The 18,902-nt window shown below is 42.3% G+C and carries 21 protein-coding genes; 16 read left to right on the top strand and 5 right to left on the bottom strand.

Going from position 1 to position 18,902, the window contains the following annotated elements; all coding sequences use genetic code 11:
• Nucleotides 1-5 precede the first annotated feature (5 nt).
• Nucleotides 6-1,133: a glucose-1-phosphate adenylyltransferase gene (locus tag K5Q34_RS01260; protein ID WP_105095332.1), complete on the bottom strand. Its 1,128-nt coding sequence runs from the start codon at nt 1,131-1,133 to the stop codon at nt 6-8.
• A 163-nt stretch (nt 1,134-1,296) separates the two neighbouring features.
• Entirely contained in the window at nt 1,297-2,208 is a 912-nt protein-coding gene (locus K5Q34_RS01255; protein WP_012775137.1) for a LysR family transcriptional regulator, read from the bottom strand.
• A gap of 214 nt (nt 2,209-2,422) precedes the next feature.
• Between K5Q34_RS01255 and K5Q34_RS01250 the strand changes: the two genes are divergently transcribed.
• From K5Q34_RS01250 to K5Q34_RS01185, 14 genes are all read left to right on the top strand, one after another.
• The gene (locus K5Q34_RS01250) at nt 2,423-3,196 is read left to right on the top strand and encodes a dihydroorotate dehydrogenase electron transfer subunit (RefSeq protein WP_239514761.1); all 774 of its coding nucleotides are present in this window, start codon (nt 2,423-2,425) and stop codon (nt 3,194-3,196) included.
• Nucleotides 3,197-3,205: 9 nt separating this feature from the next.
• Nucleotides 3,206-4,147, top strand: a complete 942-nt coding sequence (locus K5Q34_RS01245; RefSeq protein ID WP_221864371.1) for a dihydroorotate dehydrogenase — start codon at nt 3,206-3,208, stop codon at nt 4,145-4,147.
• 164 nt (nt 4,148-4,311) lie between these two features.
• Nucleotides 4,312-5,007, top strand: a complete 696-nt coding sequence (gene pyrF / locus K5Q34_RS01240; protein ID WP_172115273.1) for an orotidine-5'-phosphate decarboxylase — start codon at nt 4,312-4,314, stop codon at nt 5,005-5,007.
• Entirely contained in the window at nt 5,000-5,326 is a 327-nt protein-coding gene (locus K5Q34_RS01235) for an inorganic diphosphatase (protein WP_172115271.1), read from the top strand. The genes pyrF and K5Q34_RS01235 overlap by 8 nt, the downstream gene beginning before the upstream one ends.
• 137 nt (nt 5,327-5,463) lie before the next feature.
• On the top strand, nt 5,464-6,096 hold the full coding sequence (gene pyrE, locus K5Q34_RS01230) for an orotate phosphoribosyltransferase (protein WP_014637891.1): 633 nt from the start codon (nt 5,464-5,466) through the stop codon (nt 6,094-6,096).
• Between the two features lie 108 nt (nt 6,097-6,204).
• Nucleotides 6,205-7,131 carry a glycosyltransferase family 2 protein gene (locus tag K5Q34_RS01225; protein WP_013730366.1) on the top strand — a complete coding sequence of 309 codons (927 nt, stop codon included), beginning with the start codon at nt 6,205-6,207 and terminating at the stop codon, nt 7,129-7,131.
• A gap of 9 nt (nt 7,132-7,140) precedes the next feature.
• The gene (locus K5Q34_RS01220; RefSeq protein ID WP_002939547.1) at nt 7,141-7,794 is read left to right on the top strand and encodes a uracil-DNA glycosylase; all 654 of its coding nucleotides are present in this window, start codon (nt 7,141-7,143) and stop codon (nt 7,792-7,794) included.
• Between the two features lie 39 nt (nt 7,795-7,833).
• The gene (locus K5Q34_RS01215; protein ID WP_205027936.1) at nt 7,834-9,102 is read left to right on the top strand and encodes a dihydroorotase; all 1,269 of its coding nucleotides are present in this window, start codon (nt 7,834-7,836) and stop codon (nt 9,100-9,102) included.
• Nucleotides 9,103-9,232: 130 nt separating this feature from the next.
• Entirely contained in the window at nt 9,233-11,347 is a 2,115-nt protein-coding gene (gene nt5e, locus K5Q34_RS01210; RefSeq protein ID WP_221864370.1) for a cell surface ecto-5'-nucleotidase Nt5e, read from the top strand.
• Between the two features lie 51 nt (nt 11,348-11,398).
• Nucleotides 11,399-12,040 (top strand): nucleoside triphosphate pyrophosphatase, encoded by a 642-nt coding sequence (locus K5Q34_RS01205; RefSeq protein ID WP_221864369.1) that lies wholly within the window; start codon nt 11,399-11,401, stop codon nt 12,038-12,040.
• A gap of 366 nt (nt 12,041-12,406) precedes the next feature.
• Nucleotides 12,407-12,895, top strand: coding sequence for a YkgJ family cysteine cluster protein (locus K5Q34_RS01200; RefSeq protein ID WP_002936504.1), 489 nt, complete (start codon nt 12,407-12,409; stop codon nt 12,893-12,895).
• A 99-nt stretch (nt 12,896-12,994) separates the two neighbouring features.
• Nucleotides 12,995-13,846 carry a ribosome biogenesis GTPase YlqF gene (gene ylqF / locus K5Q34_RS01195; RefSeq protein WP_208546400.1) on the top strand — a complete coding sequence of 284 codons (852 nt, stop codon included), beginning with the start codon at nt 12,995-12,997 and terminating at the stop codon, nt 13,844-13,846.
• Nucleotides 13,833-14,606 carry a ribonuclease HII gene (locus tag K5Q34_RS01190; RefSeq protein ID WP_208546401.1) on the top strand — a complete coding sequence of 258 codons (774 nt, stop codon included), beginning with the start codon at nt 13,833-13,835 and terminating at the stop codon, nt 14,604-14,606. Before ylqF ends, K5Q34_RS01190 begins: the two co-directional genes overlap by 14 nt.
• Before the next feature lie 2 nt (nt 14,607-14,608).
• Nucleotides 14,609-15,619, top strand: coding sequence for a YdcF family protein (locus K5Q34_RS01185; protein WP_208546402.1), 1,011 nt, complete (start codon nt 14,609-14,611; stop codon nt 15,617-15,619).
• A 33-nt stretch (nt 15,620-15,652) separates the two neighbouring features.
• Here the strand turns inward: K5Q34_RS01185 and K5Q34_RS01180 are convergent, their stop codons facing one another.
• The 3 genes from K5Q34_RS01180 to K5Q34_RS01170 form a co-directional block, all read right to left on the bottom strand.
• Nucleotides 15,653-16,303, bottom strand: coding sequence for a hemolysin III family protein (locus K5Q34_RS01180; RefSeq protein WP_024385246.1), 651 nt, complete (start codon nt 16,301-16,303; stop codon nt 15,653-15,655).
• Nucleotides 16,293-16,844 (bottom strand): DUF1836 domain-containing protein, encoded by a 552-nt coding sequence (locus K5Q34_RS01175; RefSeq protein ID WP_205027942.1) that lies wholly within the window; start codon nt 16,842-16,844, stop codon nt 16,293-16,295. The genes K5Q34_RS01180 and K5Q34_RS01175 overlap by 11 nt, the downstream gene beginning before the upstream one ends.
• A 96-nt stretch (nt 16,845-16,940) precedes the next feature.
• A complete protein-coding gene (locus K5Q34_RS01170; protein WP_105115626.1) occupies nt 16,941-17,252 on the bottom strand; it encodes a rhodanese-like domain-containing protein in 312 nt (103 codons plus the stop codon).
• A 129-nt stretch (nt 17,253-17,381) separates the two neighbouring features.
• On the opposite strand from K5Q34_RS01170, the gene K5Q34_RS01165 reads away from it, so the two are divergent.
• Together K5Q34_RS01165 and dprA are read left to right on the top strand one after the other, a co-directional pair.
• Nucleotides 17,382-17,939, top strand: coding sequence for a sugar O-acetyltransferase (locus K5Q34_RS01165; RefSeq protein ID WP_205027943.1), 558 nt, complete (start codon nt 17,382-17,384; stop codon nt 17,937-17,939).
• A 60-nt stretch (nt 17,940-17,999) separates the two neighbouring features.
• On the top strand, nt 18,000-18,842 hold the full coding sequence (gene dprA / locus K5Q34_RS01160; RefSeq protein WP_205027484.1) for a DNA-processing protein DprA: 843 nt from the start codon (nt 18,000-18,002) through the stop codon (nt 18,840-18,842).
• The last annotated feature ends 60 nt before the right edge of the window (nt 18,843-18,902 follow it).

Here is an 18,902-nt window from a genome sequence, read left to right as displayed (position 1 = left end):
CTTTCTTACTTGGTTACATTTTTGTCGATCAAGAGGATATGGTCGATGTCTCCTGTGAGTTTAACTCCGTCAGCAATTTTAATATTTTCAGCGACGATGACGTAGTCAAGCTCAACACCTTCGCCGATAATAGCACCAGGCAGGACGACAGAATTTTTTACGACGGCATTTTGGCTGACCTGTACATCTGTTGAAATAACAGAATGTTCTACTGTACCATCAATAACTGCTCCTTTATCAATATAGGCAGATTTAACAGTTGCAGTCGCACCAATGACTTGGGCAGGAGATCCCTTATCCTCTGAATAGATTCTCCATGAGCGATCAGAAAGGTCCAAATCTCCAGCGTGATCAATCAAGTCCATATTGGATTCCCAGAGGCTGTTAACGGTTCCTACGTCTTTCCAATAACCACGGAATGGATGGGCAATGAGAGTGCGGCCATCTTCTAAGTATTTCGGAATGATGTCATGCCCAAAATCGTGAGATGAAGTGTCCAATTTGTCATCTTCTTGAAGGTACTTTTTCAAGGTCTTCCAAGTGAAGATATAGATACCCATTGATGCCAAATTGCTCTTAGGATTTTCTGGTTTTTCTTCAAATTCTTCAATACGGTAATCTTCGTCCGTATTCATGATACCAAAACGTGAAGCTTCTTTGATTGGAACTTCGATAACCGCAATCGTGGCATCTGCTTTTTTCTGAATATGTGTATCAAGGAGTTTGTCGTAGTTCATCTTATAGATGTGGTCACCAGACAAAATCAATACGTACTCTGGATCGTGAAGATCAATGAAATCAATGTTCTGTGTAATAGCGTCGGCTGTACCTTTGTAAAGTCCGAAACCTTCGATTTTTTCACTCGGTGGCAATACAAAGACACCAGATCCTTGTACATCAAGCCCCCAACGTTGAGACTGAGCAACGTATGAGTTCAAGAGAACAGGCTCATACTGAGTCAAAACTCCGACAATATCAATACCTGAGTTGGCACAGTTACTGAGAGGAAAGTCAATAATGCGGTACTTTCCGCCAAATGCGACCGCTGGTTTGGCGACTTTTTTTGTCAACCCTTCTAGACGTGTTCCACGTCCACCAGCAAGAATCATAGCTAACATTTTATTTTGAGCCATCTAACCACTCCTTAATATATATGATACATGTATTATAGCATAGAGTATAAAAAAATGAAAGCGTTTCCTTAAAGAAAAATGAATTATTTTCATTTTTCTTTTCAACGTCTTTCATAAATGTATCATAACATATTGTATTTTGTTTGTCTATATAAAATGGTATTTATTTTTGGTCGAATTTTACCTCTTCAAGTAGGTAATTGATGAATTTTTCTCCCATGTCGGACAGCAATGCCTTTTCGTGTTGGATATAGACCAATTCGATTTCATCGTCAAATTCCAGAGGAATGGATACAATATTATCTCCGTTAAGATTTGAATTGAGGATACCTGTTGCGATTGTATAGCCATCCAGACCGATTAAGAGATTGAAGAGTGTGGCACGGTCAGATACGACAATCGATTTTTTATGGTGTTCCTGGGCTAGAATTTCTTCTGCAAAGTAGAAGGAGTTGTGAATACCTTGCTCGTAGCTGAGATAGGGGAAATCTACCAAATCATCGAGAGTGATTGACTTTCTTTGTGCCAAAGGATTGGTTTTGCTGACAAATACATGTGGTTTGGCAGTGAAGAGAGTTGTATAGGATAGTCGATTGTCATCCAAAAGTTTCAGCAGAACATCACGGTTGAAATGGTTGAGGAAAAGCACTCCGATTTCTGAGCGGAAATTCTTAACGTCATCAATGATTTCCCAGGTCCGCGTTTCACGTAGGAAGAGTTCATAATCTTCCATTTCAGTTTCTTTTAAAAGCGAGACAAAGGCGTTGACGACAAAGGCATAGTGTTGAGAAGAGACGCTAAATAGTTGGCGTTTTGCATTCGGATTTTTATAGCGGTCTTCCAATAGTTCGGTCTGCTCAACAATTTGACGAGCGTAGGAAAGAAACTCCATGCCATCCTTTGTCAGGGTAATGCCCTTAGAATTACGGAAAAAGATTTTAATTTTCATTTCTTTTTCCAGGTCCCGTACAGCGTTGGAAAGGCTGGGTTGGGTAATGAAGAGTTGCTTGGCAGCCTCATTCATACTGCCTGTTTCTGCAATTTTGATAATATAGTATAATTGTTGGATTCTCATACCTCTATTGTAACATGATTTGACAAATTATTCTAAAAAATGTATAATGCTGAAAATATATCCTTTAACTGAGTCCAGAGAGGCGAAGAAGGGAACGTGATAAATAGGGCAAATGCTGCCTTCTTTTCGTGTAACCTTGCTAGCCAGCAAGGTTTTTTTCTCTATATCGACTTTCTTGTTTTCTGTGTCATTGTTATATAGAATAGGAGAAAAGATGATTTTAAAAGAACAGATGTTACTGGTGGACCAAGTCCAACTAGCGCCACGAATTTTTGCTATGACCTTGCAGGGGGATATGGTCCAAGATATGAAAATGGGGCAGTTTATCCATATTCGTGTCCCAGATGATTCCATGCTCTTGCGGAGACCAATATCTATTTCCGAGATTGATAGGAATAAGTCTCAATGTCGGATTATTTACCGAGTGGAAGGTCAAGGGACGGAGGTCTTTTCGAAAATGACTGTTGGGCAGTATTTGGATGTCATGGGACCGCTTGGGAAAGGGTTTGAAGTAGACTTTCTCAAAGAAGATGACCGCATTCTCATCATTGGCGGAGGAATCGGTGTTCCTCCCTTGGTGGAAGTGGCGAAACAGGCGGCGAACCGTGGCGCCAAAGTCACGTCAGTCATTGGCTTTGCCACCAAAGAGGCTGTCATTTTGGAAGAGGAACTGGCAAGCTACGGGGTAGTCTATGTCACAACGGATGATGGTTCCTATGGGCGTAAGGGGAATGTCGCAACGGTCGTTGAACAGCTGACAAACGAGTTTGCTGCCATCTACTCATGTGGGGCACCTGCTATGATGAACTATGTTGACCAACGCTTTCAGGACCATGCTCATGCCTACATTTCACTGGAGGCTAGGATGGCTTGCGGGATGGGGGCGTGTTATGCCTGTGTTGTCAAACCCAAAGAGGGACAAGAACACGAGAACAAGCGTGTCTGCAAGGAAGGTCCAGTCTTTGCGACTGGCAGTCTGATTTTATAGGAGGTTGAAATGACAAAACGATTAGCGATTTCCTTACCAGGCTTGGACTTGAAAAATCCCATCATTCCAGCCTCTGGCTGCTTCGGTTTTGGTCAGGAGTATGCAGATTATTATGACCTTAATCAGCTTGGTTCCATTATGATTAAGGCGACTACCCGTCATCCTCGTTATGGCAATGCGACTCCCCGTGTAGCCGAGACACCAGCAGGTATGCTCAATGCCATTGGACTTCAAAATCCAGGCGTTGATGCCGTCTTATCCGAAAAACTCCCCTGGTTGGAACAGCATTTTCCAGACTTGCCCATCATTGCCAATGTAGCAGGTTTTTCCAACGAAGAATATGCCTATGTATCTGGAAAAATTTCAAAGGCTCCAAACGTAAAAGCTATCGAGCTGAACATTTCCTGTCCCAATGTGGACCACGGAAATAATGGTCTCTTGATTGGACAGGTACCAGAATTAGCCTATCAAGCAGTAAAAGCAGCAGTCGAAGCCTCATCTGTCCCTGTTTACGTTAAGCTGACACCAAGTGTGGCAGACATAACCTTGTTGGCCAAGGCTGCTGAGGATGCTGGAGCGACTGGCTTGACGATGATAAATACCTTGGTTGGTATGCGATTCAATCTCAAAACTCGACAACCAATCTTGGCAAATGGTACAGGAGGAATGTCAGGTCCAGCAGTTTTTCCGGTTGCTCTCAAACTCATTCGTCAGGTTGCTCAGATGACTGATTTACCGATTATTGGTATGGGTGGTGTGGATACGGCGGACAAGGCTATAGAGATGATGGTTGCAGGAGCTTCAGCTGTAGGGGTAGGAACAGCCAACTTTACAGACCCATTTGCTTGTCCAAAGATTATTCAAGACTTGCCAAAATGCATGGAAGTTTATGGTATTGATAGTTTGGAAGGTTTACGCCGAGAAATCAGACATAGCTTGGGTAAGCATTGACAAAGGTAAAATAAAAGAGTAATATAAAGAAAATATCTCCTTTAACTAAGTCCAGAGAGGCTAGGAAGGTGTCATGTAATAGGCTTGAAAGGTGATTTTCAAGCTGAACTCGTGCACATCCCTGACCGATTTGGCAGGGATTTTTGTGTAAATGAAAGGATTTTATGAAAGAAACAAGACCAATTATTGCCCTTGACTTTGCAGGTAAAGAAGAAGTTCAGTCTTTTCTGGAACAGTTTCCACCAGATGAGAAACTCTATGTAAAGGTTGGAATGGAGTTGTATTATGCGGAGGGACCAGGTATTATCAATTATTTGAAAGGCTGTGGTCACAGTATTTTTCTAGATTTGAAACTGCATGATATTCCTAATACCGTCGAGTCTGCTATGAAAGTCTTGGCAAAACTCGGTGTGGATATGACCAACGTTCACGCTGCTGGTGGTGTTGAGATGATGCGGGCAGCACGAAGGGGATTGGGTAAGGATGCTGTTTTAATAGCGGTCACTCAGTTGACCTCTACCTCAGAGGAGCAGATGAGAAGTGACCAGAATATACAGACTAGTTTGCAGGAAGCGGTTGTTCATTATGCTCAAAGAGCACAAGAAGCTGGTCTTGATGGGGTGGTTTGTTCAGCGCATGAGGTGGCTTTGATTAAAGATGCCACAAGTTCTGATTTTGTGTGCCTGACGCCAGGGATTCGTCCGACTGGCGGTGAAGTAGGCGATCAGAAACGAGTTATGACACCAGCAGATGCTGCTCGAATCGGTAGTGATTACATCGTAGTAGGTCGCCCGATTACGAGAGCCGACCATCCTTACCAGACCTATTTGTCTATTAAAGAGGAGTGGAATCGTGGATAAGGTTTATCAGGTTATCATCGATAGACCTATCGGGTATATTGATAAATTTGGTAACCAGTACCCCATCAATTACGGCTACATTCCAAATCTATTGGCTGGAGATGGTGAAGAACAAGATGTTTACATCATTTCCAAAGCTGTTCGGCAGCCTTTGACAGCTTTCGAGGGGAAATTGGTCGCGATTATCCATCGTAGAGATGATGTTGAGGATAAATGGGTTCTGACAGGTCTTGATGAAAAACTTACCGTGACAGAAATAAAAGAGAAAACTAATTTCATTGAACAGTATTTTGATTCATGGATTGAAATGGTGGACTAGGAGAAATCTGTAAGAATTCAACAGGGATAAATATAGTTTTTTGTAGGGTTCATAGATTGAACCAATACTTTAGAAGTGACAGGCTATTCGGCGGGATGGTCATGTTGGAATGGTACGCATTTAGAAGGAGGTCTATTATGACACTAGCAACAGAAATCGCATCACACTTATTGGATATTAAGGCAGTGCATCTGCGCCCTGAAAAGCCGTTTACATGGGCATCAGGTATCAAATCCCCTATCTATACAGATAATCGTATTACACTATCTTATCCTGAAACTCGAAATCTGATTGAAGATGGCTTTGTCCAACGTATTGAAGAGGAATTTCCTGAGGTTGAGGTGATTGCCGGAACGGCCACAGCAGGTATTCCTCATGGCGCTATCATTGCAGACAGGATGAATTTGCCATTTGCTTATATCCGTAGCAAACCAAAAGACCATGGTGCAGGGAATCAATTAGAGGGGCGCATCGTCAAGGGACAAAAAATGGTTGTCGTTGAAGACCTGATTTCTACTGGAGGCTCTGTTCTAGATGCCGTAGCAGCAGCTGAGCGTGAAGGCGCTGACGTTATTGGTGTTGTGGCAATCTTTACTTATGAATTGCCGAAGGCAGATCGTAATTTTGACAATGCTGGCGTGAAATTGGTGACGCTCAGCAATTATTCAGAGTTAATCAAGGTCGCAAAAGTACAGGGATATATTAATGCAGATGGTTTGAATCTACTTAAAAAGTTCCGTCAAAATCAAGAAACTTGGCAGGAAGACTAGATTTAAAACGAGCCCACGCACGATTTCTGGGAACTTATCCTGTAAAATGGTATAATAGTCTCTAACGTATTTTGAGAATACAATAATTGACCGTATGAGGAGAAGAACATGATTTCAGTTATCGTGCCTTGTTTTAATGAAGAAGAGGCAATTCCCTATTTTTACGATGCTATGGAGAAAGTTCGTAAGGAGATGGGGGAACAATTTGAGTATATTTTTGTCAATGATGGTTCAAAGGATAGGACATTAACGGTTTTACGCCAATTGTCTGGTCAAGACCGAGCTGTTCGCTATCTTTCCTTTTCAAGGAATTTCGGGAAAGAAGCTGCTCTCTATGCAGGTCTACAAGCTGCACAAGGTGAGCTAGTGACTGTCATGGATGTTGATTTGCAAGATCCACCTGAAATGTTGATGGAAATGAAGGCTATGTTGGATGGAAATCCAGATTTAGATTGCGTTGGAACCCGTCGTGTCAGTCGTGATGGTGAGCCACCGATTCGAAGCTTTTTTGCAAAATTATTCTACAAATTGATGAATAAAATCAGCCAGGTCGAGGTAGTAGACGGTGCCCGTGATTTCCGTCTCATGCGTCGTCACATGGTAGATGCTATTCTATCTGTGTCTGAATACAATCGCTTTTCAAAAGGCATTTTTGCCTGGGTTGGATTCGAGACAGAATACTTGCCATATGAGAATGTTGAGAGGGTTGCTGGTGAAACTAGTTGGTCTTTCTGGAAATTGCTTTCTTATTCTATTGAAGGAATCATCAATTTTTCAGATACACCTTTGAATATTGCCTCCTATACAGGTTTCTTCACCTTCCTGTTGTCGCTAGTTCTAATGGTTTTTGTGGTTTTCAAAACCTTGGTGTTCGGAGATCCTACAATTGGCTGGCCGTCGACTATTTGTATCATCCTATTTTTGGGAGGTCTGCAGTTGATGACCATTGGTATTCTCGGTAAATATTTGGCAAAAGTTTTCTTGGAAACGAAGAAACGTCCGATTTATATTGTTAAAGAGAAAAGTTCAAACTAGGAGTAGTTTATGGAACATTCAGCTTGGCACGAATTGATAAAGGCGCAGTTGCCAGAGCATTATTTTGGTAAAATCAATCAGTTTTTAGATCATGTTTATGCTGGTGGAACCATTTATCCGCCTCGTGAGAAGGTATTTGCTGCCATTCAAACGACGGATTTGGAAGAGGTTAAAGTAGTTATTTTGGGACAGGATCCCTATCACGGACCTGGTCAGGCACAGGGCTTGTCATTTTCTGTTCCGAACTCGGTACCAGCTCCGCCATCTCTTCAAAACATCTTAAAAGAATTGACGGATGATATTGGCGTCAAACAAGATCATGATTTGACAGCCTGGGCGGAACAAGGTGTGCTTTTGCTCAATGCTTGTTTAACTGTTCCAGCAGGTCAGGCAAATGGACATGCAGGGCAAATCTGGGAGCCTTTTACGGACGCTGTTATTAAGGTGGTCAATAGCTTAGACCAGCCTGTTGTCTATATTCTTTGGGGTGCTTATGCTCGCAAGAAAAAGGCGTTGATAACCAATCCAAAACATCTGGTTATCGAATCTGCTCATCCAAGCCCTCTTTCGGCCTATCGAGGTTTCTTTGGAAGCAAGCCCTTCTCACAAGCAAATGCCTACTTGACTTCACAAGGCAGAACAGGAATTGATTGGCTTCGATAGTAGATGGTAATGGCTTTGGTACTACAAAGGAGAATATGAATGTTATTAGTGAAAAATGGTCGAGTATTGGATCCGCAATCCGGTTTAGACAAGGTTTGCGACATCTTGATGGACGGAAGTAAGATTGTTAAGATCGCGGAGTCGATTTCTGCTGACGTTGAACAGATGATTGATGCGACAGGATTAGTCGTTGCTCCTGGCTTGGTCGATGTTCATGTGCATTTTCGGGAACCTGGTCAGACCCATAAAGAAGATATTCATACAGGAGCTCTTTCTGCAGCAGCGGGTGGTTTTACTTCTGTTGTCATGATGGCTAATACCAATCCGACGATTTCAAATGTTGAAACCTTAAAAGAAGTATTGGATTCCGCTAAAAAAGAAGCTATTCACATTTATAGTGTGGCAACCATTACAGATCATTTCGATGGGCAAAACCTGACCGATTTTCCTGCTTTGCTAGAAGCTGGAGCGGTGGCCTTTTCGGACGACGGTATTCCTTTGACAAATGCTGGCGTGGTTAGACAAGCTATGAAATTAGCCAAAGAGCAGGGCTGTCTCATCAGCCTGCATGAAGAAGACCCTGACCTGAATGGTGTCTTGGGACTAAACGAGCAAGTAGCTGAAAAACATTTTCATGTTTGTGGAGCAACAGGCGTAGCAGAATACAGCATGGTCGCTCGCGATGTCATGATTGCCTATGAAACGGGTGCGCGTGTTCATATCCAGCATCTATCCAAAGCCGAGTCGGTCAAGGTGGTTGAATTTGTTCAAGGTCTCGGAGCAAACGTCACGGCAGAAGTAGCACCCCAACATTTTTCACGAACTGAGGACTTACTTCTAACAAAAGGTGCCAATGCTAAGATGAACCCTCCACTACGATTAGAAAGTGATCGCTTGGCTGTGATTGATGGGTTGAAATCTGGTGTTATCTCTGTCATTGCGACGGACCATGCTCCTCATCACGCAGATGAGAAAAACGTAGAGGACCTTACGCAAGCTCCTTCAGGAATGACAGGCTTGGAAACCTCGCTTTCGCTTGGCCTGACTCACTTGGTAGAAGAAGGCCATCTGACACTCGTGCAATTGTTGGAGAAAATGACGATTAATCCAGCCAAGCTCTATGGTCTTGATGCTGGCTATCTTGCTGAAAATGGCCCAGCTGATCTTGTTATTTTTGACCCAAATGCAAATCGGTTGGTCACAGCGGATTTTGCCTCGAAGTCTGCTAATTCTCCGTTTGTTGGTGATAGTCTGAAAGGACAGGTCCTTTACACCATTGCAAATGGACAAATAGTATTTGGTAAATAGGAAATGAGCGGATTAGATGGCTAATTCGCTTATTTCGAACCTTTTTTACGTGTAAGCGATTTTAATGTTTTTGTTTTTTGTTAAAAAGTGTATAATAGAGATATAAAAAATGCCGAAGAAAGGTCTATTTATGAAAAAGAAAAAAATCTTGTTGCCTGTAATGTCCACACTCTTGTTGGCTCCATTTGTTTTAGCTCAACAAGTACAAGCTGCTGAGACAACGACTGCAGCTACCACAACCAATCAGCCAGCAACGACTGATGCAACTGCTACGGTACCAGCAACGTCAGTTGAAAACGTAGCAACGGAGGAAACTGTTGTCCCTGCTGCGGAAGAAACAGTAGAGGCAGTCATTATCCACACAAACGACGTTCACGGTCGTATTCTTGAAGAAAAGAATGTCATCGGTGACGCTAAGGCTGCGGCAGTCATTGAAGAAGAACGTGCCAAAGTAGAGAATACAATTGTAGTAGATGCTGGTGATGCCTTCCAAGGACTTCCAATTTCCAACTCTACAAAAGGTGAAGACCGCGCCAATATCATGAACCAAGTCGGCTATGATGCAATGGCTGTTGGTAACCATGAATTTGACTTTGGGATGGATCAAGCAATCAAGTACAAGGAAACCTTGAACTTCCCGCTATTGAGTGCTAACACTTACGTTAATGGTGCTCGTGTTTTTGAAGCTTCAACTATCGTCGATAAAACTCCGACTGTTGTAGGTGATGAATTTGTGGTTATCGGTGTAACAACACCTGAAACTGCTACAAAAACCCATCCGAAAAATGTTGAGGGAGTAACGTTTACCGACCCAGTCACAGAAGTCAATAAAGTGATTGACGAAGTGGAAGCACGTGCTCTAGCAGATAATCGTGTTTACAAGAACTATATCATTCTAGCTCACCTAGGTGTCGATTCTACAACGCCTGTTGAATGGAGAGGCTCAACTCTTGCTGAAGCACTTTCTAAAAATAGTAAATTAGCTGGTAAACGTGTTATTGTTATCGACGGTCATTCCCACACGGTAGAAGCGACTACCTATGGAGATAATGTTACTTATAATCAAACAGGCTCTTACTTGAACAATATCGGTAAAGTAACCTTGAAATCCGATAAATTATTGGGTGAAGCTGGTTTGATTTCTGCTGCGGATACTAAAAATGTGACGCCAAATGCTAAAATCGCAGCCTTGGTTGATGAAATTAAAGCAAAATATGAAGCTGAAAATGCTCAAGTAGTTATTGAAAATAACCCAGTGGAATTCAACGGAGACCGCTCAAACGTGCGTGTTCGTGAAACCAACTTGGGGAATGCAGTGACGGATGCAATCTATGCCTATGGTCAAACAGGATTTTCAAACAAAACCAGCCTTGCTGTGACTAACGGTGGTGGTCTACGTGCAACAATTGCTAAAGATCAGCCTGTTACAAAAGGTGATATTATTGCAGTCTTGCCATTTGGTAACATTGTTTCGCAAATCACTGTGATTGGTCAGCAAATTTATGATATGTTTACCAAGTCTTTATCATCTACTTTGCAAGTGAATCCAGAAACTGGCGAGATGCTTTTAGATGAAAATGGCATGCCACTCTTTGAAGCTAGTGGTGGATTCCTACACATTTCAGGAGCAAATGTATTCTACGATCCAACTCTTCCTGTAGAAGAACGTGTTCTTCTTATCGGTATTCTTAATCCAGAGACTGGCGAATATGACGCCTTGGATCTTGAAAAAACGTACTATTTAGCAACAAATGACTTCCTTGCTGCTGGTGGTGACGGCTACACAATGCTTGGCGGAGCACGTGAAGAAGGTCCTTCAATGGACAGCGTCTTTGCTGAATACCTAAAGACAGCTGACTTATCAGCTTATGAGGTTGTCAACCCATATTCACGTATCATTCCTGTAAATTCAAGCATTGACACGGATGAAGATGGCTACCCAGACTTTATCGAGATTTTATTGGATACTGATCCAGAAAATCCAGCATCAAATCCAGAAACTGTTCCAGCCGAAAATACAGATTCACCATCTAATCAAGCACAAAATACTTCAGCAACGGACAAGAAGGTCCCAGTTGATTCTCCAAAAGTAGGAGATAAAAAACCAGAAGTAGCAAGTCCAGTAAAAACTACAAAAGCAGGAGTCTTGCCAAATACTGGTGACCAGATGAATCTGACGCTCAGCCTGTTTGGTTTAGGTCTTGCAGGACTGGCCATGGCAGTAGGTCGTAGAAAAGAAAATTAATCAATCATCTGAAAACAGGGTCTTCGGACTCTGTTTTTGACTGGAGGAAACATGCAAACTGTATTTCAATATCAAAAAGAGGGGGATCGTGAGCAGATTAGTACTTACGTTCTGCTTAGCAACTCCCCACGTCGTAAACAATTATTGGGATTTTTACAACCACAAATCGCATCAGTTGAAGTGGATGAGCGTGGTATCGAAGAACATTTTATGAAACAATTCGCTACAGATGATTTTCTCACTCGAGCTGCAAAAACCTGTTGTGAAATTTCCAAAGCCAAATCGGACATGGATTTGGTAACTGGCCATCTCTACATTTCTGCGGATACAATCGTCGTATCAGATGGGCAAATTTTTAACAAGCCTCAAGATTTGACAGAAGCTGAAACCATGTTACGTTCCTATTTTGGAAAGAGCCATCATGTTGTAACATCTGTCTGCCTACGGACAAGTCACTCACTGGATGTTTTTTATACGGTTGCACAGATTGATTTTGTGGACTATTATCCAGCCTTGGAAGAAGCGATTCAGTCCTATATCCGTGATAAACAACCACTCGACAAGGCAGGTGCCTACGGTATTCAGGAGCTTGACCCACGCTTTGTGGCCGGTATTTCTGGGGATGTTCACACCATTATTGGTCTACCCGTAGCCGAAGTTTCCCGCAGGATTTTTGGGAGTGGGAAAAAATAGTTCGTCAAACAAGTCTTTATTTCTAGTTGTTGAGCTGAAACAGTCTATTCCCAGACTGTTTCACTCCCACCCCCGCACAGCTCAAACTGTCTGGGAGACAGTTTGAGGTTGGAGATAGAGCGAACTTTGTTCGCAACAGTCGTAACGGTCAGATTTGGAGTGTGAAACGCGAATTGCTGAGATTTGCTTCGCAAATCTTATCTCCAACCTTTAACAGTCCACTGGACTGTTAAACCCAATCAACCACTGCGCTGAGATGTTGACACTAACCTTATTAAGTGATGCTATAATTTAGCTCAGCATTTTGAAAAATAGCAGAGCTCAATAGCTAGTTTGTGGTATAATAGTGGTCGAAAAGGAGAGTTTATGACCGTCGACATTGAAAGATACAAGCAATTGGCCCAGCAGAAGCAAGGAGAACATCGAAAATTTCTAGCAAATTTGAAGAAAAAAGCACCTAAAAATTTGGATAGAATTGTTCAAGATATTCATGCCGAAGTATTTTCTGAAATCGACTGTACAGAGTGTGCCAACTGTTGTAAAACGTTGGGACCACTCTTTACAGAAGCAGATATTACCCGAATTGCCAAGCATTTGCGCATGAAACTTCCAGTTTTTGAGGACATGTACTTGCGTGTGGATGAGGACGGAGATAAGGTATTTCAATCCATGCCCTGTCCCTTCCTTGGAGGCGATAATCTATGCAGTATCTATGATGCTCGTCCCAAAGCCTGTCGAGAATTTCCGCATACTGACCGCAAGAAAATTTACCAAATCAACAATTTAACAATAAAAAATACTCTGATTTGTCCCGCAGCCTATCTCTTTGTCGAAAAGTTACGGGAAAGAATTTAAGAGGAACAAGAAAGACAAAATATTGATTTTCTGCTATAATAATAAAAAAACAAGCCGTTTTTACGGCTTTTTTCAATGAATCATATTTAGGAGGACCCCATGGCAACAATTCAATGGTTTCCGGGCCACATGTCAAAAGCTCGCAGGCAGGTGCAGGAGAACATCAAGTACGTTGATTTCGTGACTATTTTGGTCGATGCCCGCTTGCCCCTATCCAGCCAAAACCCTATGCTGACCAAGATTGTTGGCGATAAGCCCAAGCTCATGATTCTCAACAAGGTCGATTTGGCTGACCCTATTCGTACCAAAGAATGGCAGAGCTACTTTGAAGGTCAGGGTATCCGTACCCTTGCTATCAACTCAAAAGAGCAAGCGACGGTGAAAAAGGTGACCGACGCAGCCAAGAGTCTGATGAAAGACAAGATTGAACGTCTCCGCGAAAGAGGGATTCAAAAGGAGACCTTGCGAACCATGATTATCGGTATTCCAAATGCTGGAAAATCCACCCTCATGAACCGTCTAGCTGGTAAGAAAATTGCCGTTGTCGGCAACAAACCAGGTGTGACGAAAGGTCAACAGTGGCTCAAGTCAAACAAGGACCTTGAAATCCTTGATACACCAGGTATTCTCTGGCCTAAGTTTGAGGACCAGGAAGTTGGACTGAAGTTGGCTCTGACTGGTGCGATTAAGGACCAGCTCTTGCCTATGGACGAGGTCACTATTTTTGGTTTGGACTATTTCAAGGTCAACTACCCAGAACGCCTGCAAGAGCGGTTCAAGGGCATGGATTTGGAGCAGGAAACGCCTGAACTCATCATGGACTGGACCAAGAAACTGGGCTTCCGTGATGATTATGACCGTTTTTACAACCTCTTTGTCAAGGATGTTCGAGATGGGCGTTTGGGCACCTATACATTGGATAAGGTGAGTGACTTAGATGGCAACGATTAAGGAAGTGACTGCTCTGCTGGCTCAGGTGGACAGTCTAGACAGCCCTGCCTGGTTGGAACTAGCTCAGGATGATCGAGCAGGGGTCCAGGCTGCTATCAAGAAACGCCGTAAGGTGCTGGAAAAAGAAGCAGCAGAAGACGCTCGCTTAGAAGCTATGCTATGTTACGAAAAAGCCCTTTATGAAAATGGTGTGGAGTTAATCGCTGGGATAGACGAAGTCGGCCGGGGGCCTCTAGCAGGTCCTGTGGTGGCTGCGGCGGTTATCTTGCCAAAGGGCTGCAAAATTCGCTACCTCAACGACTCAAAGAAAATTCCTAAGTCCAAGCACGAGTCAATCTATCAAGAAGTCATGGAGCGAGCCGTGGCAGTCGGTGTGGGTGTCAAAGATGCAGCTGTCATCGACCAGGTCAACATCTACGAGGCGACCAAGTTAGCTATGTTAGAGGCTTTGGGAAAGCTGAACCAAGAGCCTGAACATCTCTTGATAGATGCAATGAAGTTGGATACCTCCATACCGCAAACCTCTATCATCAAGGGGGATGCCAACAGTCTGTCTATCGCAGCGGCCTCTATCGTGGCAAAGGTGACGCGGGACAAGATGATGGCGGATTATGACAAGGAGTTCTCAGGCTACGGCTTCGCCAAGAATGCAGGCTATGGAACGGCAGAGCATTTGGAAGGCTTGAACAAGCTAGGCATCACGCCCATTCACCGTAAGACCTTTGAGCCCATTAAGTCTATGGTAGCAGGGGGAAACTAGTCTTGACAGTCTTTTTCTGCTTATTTTTAGCAGCTATCAGTCTGTTTGCTCTCATCTATTTCTGGGAGCGGCGGTCGATTTTCATCTCCCTGTTTGCCTTGAACATCCTCGTCTGGGCCTTGGCATGGATTATCTCAACAGGCATTCTCGAAAACAATGAAATCTTGCGCTTGCTGGCTATAGCTGTGGCTATGGTGCTCTTTTTAGCCTTGTTAAGTGGTCCATTTGTCCTGCTTTTCACACTTTATCTAAATGGTTTTCAGATTTTGAAGAGAGAAGGGGTTCGTTTCCATAATTTCCTATCCATGGGACTGGCAGTCGCCCTGACTTTCTATCTCTTCATCGCTCCCTTTGTGGTTCAATCCCTTTCAGGCATCAGCTTTTTCAACATGCTGTTCGTCTACGTTGGTTTTTTGGTGTCATATGCTATTATCATCAGCATGCTCTATACCACGTCTAGCTTTGTCAATTTGGTCAATCTCTTCCCAGGCAAGCTTGATTATGTGGTGGTCTTAGGTGCTGGCTTGATTGGTGACAAGGTAACGCCACTTTTGGCTTCGCGGATTGAAAAAGGCATAGCGATCTACCAGAAACATCCTGGCAGCAAGCTCATCATGTCAGGTGGACAGGGGCCTGATGAACTCTTGGCAGAGGGACAGGCTATGGCTTACTATGCCTTGGAACAGGGCATTCCTGCGGAAGATATTGTGATAGAAAACCAATCAACCAATACCGAGGAAAACTTGAAATTTTCCTATGCCCTGATGAAATCAGGCAGTCGATTTGCCCTTGTCACCAATTACTATCACGTTTTCAGAGCCCTGCTATTGGCACGACAATTGAAAATCAAATGTATCGGCTACGGGGCAAAAACCAAATTTTACTTTAGCCTTAATGCCTTCATTCGGGAATTTGTAGGCTATGTGGTCATGAGTCGAAAGACGCATTTGGTATTTTTGAGCATCATGACAATCCTTTATCTGATTGGAATGATTATCAGTTTAATGCATTAAAAACAGCCTCTAGGTTTTCTAGAAGCTGTTTTCTTATAACATAAAGTAGACAATGGCGATATATTGTAGTGCTGAAGCCAGTAGGATAAAGAGATGCCAAATCATATGGAAATAGGGCTTTTTCTTGGCGTAGAAGAGGGCTCCAATAGTATAAGATAAACCACCAGCCAGCATCAGAATTCCGAAAACAAGTCCAGTCTTTTGAAGAATGGCTGGCAAGATAAAGACAACCAACCAGCCCATAAAGAGATAGAGAAAAAGGCTAAATTTTTCATTGATTTTTTTGGCGAAAATTTTATAGAGAATGCCGAAAATGGTTAATCCCCATTGTAAACCAACAATTAGATAGCCCAACCAACCACCGACCAAGGATAGGGCAACAGGTGTGTAGCTTCCAGCGATAGCAATGTAAATCATGCTGTGGTCGATAATCCGTAGGATGTATTTGTGAGTAGAAGCGTAGGGCATGGAGTGGTAGATGGAAGAGGATAGGAACATGAGAAATAGGCTGATGACAAAGATAGTCATGCCGACCACAGCAGTCACGTTATAATCTTGAAAAGAATGGATAGCAGTAATGGGGAGTAAGACCAACATAAGCAGGGCTCCGACTGCATGGGTGACGCTATTTGCGACTTCTTCGCCAAAAGACAATTTCAGACTTAATTTCAAACTAGGATTCATGGTGACTCCTTTCTAACTCCATAGTGAGTTGACGGGTTTTGTAATATAGTTTAACAGACTGGCAGGCATAACGAATGATTTCAGGCGTTTCATCGCTCTCCTCATTTCGCATGCAGTCAACAAAATGATTGTATAAGGTTTCAGAGTTGTTCGAGTGGAGAAGAAGATTTAAGGTCTGACTGATTTCTTGAATAGAAAAGACATTTTTTAAGATAGTCAATGCTATCAAGCGGGCAACTTGCTGTTTCTGATATTTTTTCTTAATAGGTTTTTCAAGCTGTTTGTGTTTGACATAGTTATTGATCATTGCAGCAGTCAATACTCTTCGAAAATCAACATTATCCGTTGTCAACTTGCCTTGATGAACCCCAGTTCTATCATCGGCTTCGTTTCCTAGGCTACTGTAGATTTTCATTGAGTATAAACTCTTCTGTTCAAGGCTTTCCTGAGAATTGACTACTTGATTGACATACAGCAGAACTTGGTCCAAATATAAATCTAAATCAGGTAATTCATGCCAGTAGGGAATAGTTTGTTTCATGGTTATCTACTTTCTTTTATCTAGTATCCATAACTAGATTATATAATTTTCAAAAAATAAAGTAAAGAAAAAGGGTACTTCCTTTCCGAAATACCCTCATTTCACAATCAATCCGTCCCAAGCATCCATGCCACCTGCAATATCATTTGCCTTATATCCCTTAGATGACATGATTTCTCTGGCCAGCTTGCTACGTTTTCCACTCTTACAGATGAGGAGATAGTGTTGGTCGACTGGTCCATCAAATGTGGCAATCCGATCCATGGGACAATTAATAGCACCATCAATATGACCAGCTGAATATTCTTCTGGGTCACGAACGTCTAGTAATTGCACCGATTCAGTTTGTATCAACCCAAGCAATTCTACAGCAGTCAAAGTTATAGTTTGTTCATGTTTTTCTTGCATGATTCCCTCTTTCGTTGGTTTAAATTAATAAGAACAATACCAAATCTTAGCTGGACTTGTCAAGAAGGATTGACTTTTAGATTAATAAAACCTAAGATATGTATTAAGAAGAAAAAAAGGAGCAGATGTATGCTGACTGAAAAAGAAAAGATGATAGCTGGGCAATTTTATATGGCAGCAGATCCAGAACTTAGACAAATGAGAACTCTGGCTCGCCAAAAGATGCAGGACTTCAATAATGAATTAGATGGCTCTATACGTTCTCAAATCTTGAAAAACTGGTTTGGAGCTACAGGAGAGCGGATTTACATGGAGCCAAATTTCTACTGTGATTACGGAAGTAACATCCATGTCGGAGAGGATTTTTATGCTAATTTCAACTGTACTATGCTTGATGTCTGTCCGATACGAATTGGGAAAAATGCTATGCTTGGTCCCAATGTGCAATTGTTGACTCCCTTGCATCCCTTGGACCCTGACGAACGCAATTCTGGCTTGGAATACGGGGCTCCTATTACAATTGGTGATAATTTCTGGGCTGGTGGTGGTGTGACAATCTTACCAGGCGTGACCTTGGGGGACAATGTTGTTGTTGGTGCTGGTTCTGTTGTAACCAAGTCTTTTGGTGATAATGTCGTTTTAGCGGGAAATCCTGCGCGTGTTATCAAAGAAATACCTCAAAAATAATTCTTCCATTTGGGAGAATTTTTTCTTTCCATTACGAACAATAAGAATGAGGTGAAGAAAATGAATAATTTTGAATTGTTTAAATGGAAAAAAGCAGGTTTGACCAATCTTAATATGAATAAAGTTTTGGCCTATCAAGAAAAACATGGTAAAAAATTGACCTTACGTAACGTCGCTGTAGTGTCTGAATGTAAAAATCCAGTACTATTCATGGAAAATTATAAGAATCTAGATACAAAAGCCTGTCGCGAGGAATTTAATAAGTATCCATCATTTTCAATTTTAGATGACATCTATCCTTTGGCGCTCAAACAGATTTACAATCCACCTGTACTTTTGTTTTATCAAGGGGATTTAGAATTGCTAGAAAAATCAAAGCTGGCAGTTGTTGGTACACGAAATGCCAGTAAAAATGGTGTTCAGTCAGTACAGAAGATTATCAAAGAACTCAACAATCGCTTTGTCATTGTCAGTGGTTTGGCAAGAGGAATTGATACGGCTGCCCACATCGCCAGTTTGAAAAATGGAGGACAAACCATTGCTGTAATCGGAACAGGTTTAGATAATATTTATCCCAAAGAAAATAAAGATTTGCAGACCTATATTGGCAAACACCATCTGGTGCTGACAGAGTATGAAGCTGGTGCTCAGCCACTCAAATACCATTTCCCAGAACGTAACCGCATCATTGCTGGGTTGGTAGAAGGTCTGGTGGTCTGTGAGGCAAAAATGCGGTCTGGTAGCTTGATTACCTGCGAACGTGCCTTGGAAGAAGGAAGGGAAGTCTATGCTATTCCAGGTTCCATTATGGACGGAAAATCAGATGGTTGTCATCATCTGATTCAAGAGGGGGCAAAGTGCATCACATCAGGCTTGGACATCATTTCTGAGTATCAATTTTAAAACAAGTCTTCCTATAGGAAAATAAATATCTTGACACTGACTGAAAAATAGTATATTCTT

The sequence above is a fragment of the Streptococcus sp. 2018110 genome, from assembly GCF_019754115.1.
GTDB classification, from domain to species: domain Bacteria; phylum Bacillota; class Bacilli; order Lactobacillales; family Streptococcaceae; genus Streptococcus; species Streptococcus hashimotonensis.
The sequence above is the reverse complement of the archived record's forward strand: the minus strand, read 5'-3'. Positions and strand labels throughout refer to the sequence as shown.